Consider the following 1,300-nt stretch of genomic DNA (forward strand, 5'->3'; position numbering starts at 1 on the left):
CAACGCCATTAAGTTAAGCCTACCGGCTGGCCCTTGGATGTCATGCTGGCCGTTAGTTTTCGCACGTTCGACAGCTAGGTCGTCCAACGCGTATCTTCATGGCATAGTAACCTCGTCCGGCCGTGAGGCGGCTCGTGCATGTGACCTGCTGCCTTGGCTAGTCTTTACATAGTTGAGCGATAGTTTGGTTCGTAAACGTGTCGGTCCTGACTCCGCATGATCCGTCTGGTACGTACACGGCTCGGGCGGGGCCTATAGGGTTCGAGGTGGTGGATCACTTCCTCCAGCAGGACATGCGTTCGGGCTCTCCAGCGACGCACGCCGTCCAGAAAGAGGGTGGGTAGCCACCTTTTGATCAAACCGGCGGTCACGTTGCGGTTGATGCGGTAGCTGTAATGACGCTCCTTCGTGCGGCGGGCTTTCTCCTGCTCCTGGTCAAGCAGGCAAGCGCTCTGCACATTGTAGAACCAAAAAGTCGACCAGAGGTCCTGCTCCACGCCGGGCTGGGTGTAGGCCGAAGTAAGGGCTAACTGTAGGAACGACTTCAGATGAGAAATGCCCGTTTCCACACCCCAGCGTAAGCCGTAGAGCTCGCCGATGCGGCGGTGGTGGAAGCGGCGACGGTGCATGAGCGTGGTCAGGAGTACTTCTACTTCCCCCGTACAGAGCTCCACCCGCACCAGACGGAGTGCCAGGGGTTGGCGCCACGTAGGGTGCTGCCCCAGGTCACACAGGGTGCGGTAGGCGCGGTCCTTCAACTCCACGGTGATGAGCCGGTCGGGCTCCCCACTGCGCACGAAGTCGCGCACCTCGGGGCTGATGTCCACGGGCAGGCGGATGATGCACTCGGAGCCGTGGCGGCGGTGCAGAAAGGGCAAGCCGTAGCCGGCGAAGCCTCGATCGTAGATGTAAATGGCCCGCTGGGGTAGCTGCCCGACGTTAGGGTAAGCGTGGCGGATCTCGCCGCTTTTCTGCGTATGCAGGTCGGCCCGCAGGATGATGCGGTTGAGCAGGTCGTAAGTCAGAAGGATACGGGTGGAGGGCACGTTGTCGTGCTGGTTGAGGTGAAAGCCGAAGGCTTCACCGATCCAGCTTTCACGGGGCAGGGTCTGGCCCGTACCGTCGACGGCGATAAGCAGGTGAGACCGCCAGCGGCGGGCATGGCGAAAGCTGGCGTAGAAAGCCTGAACGGACTGGTAGAAGAAGTCCTTGAAGAATAGGGGGCGGATGTGCTTGCGGCGTTGGACGATGGCAGACTTTGTAACCGGGAAGGATCCCAGGCTGACAAAGAAATCGTGCA

1 protein-coding gene is annotated in these 1,300 nt (G+C 60.5%); it reads right to left on the reverse strand.

The features are described 5' to 3' along the window. Positions 1 to 164: 164 nt before the first annotated feature. Positions 165 to 1,300, reverse strand: a 1,136-nt coding sequence (locus DRW39_RS22090; protein ID WP_116109424.1) for an IS4 family transposase, incomplete at its 5' end; no start/stop codon positions are given.

This window comes from Lewinella sp. IMCC34191 (assembly GCF_003390935.1).
Taxonomy (GTDB): Bacteria; Bacteroidota; Bacteroidia; order Chitinophagales; family Saprospiraceae; genus Neolewinella.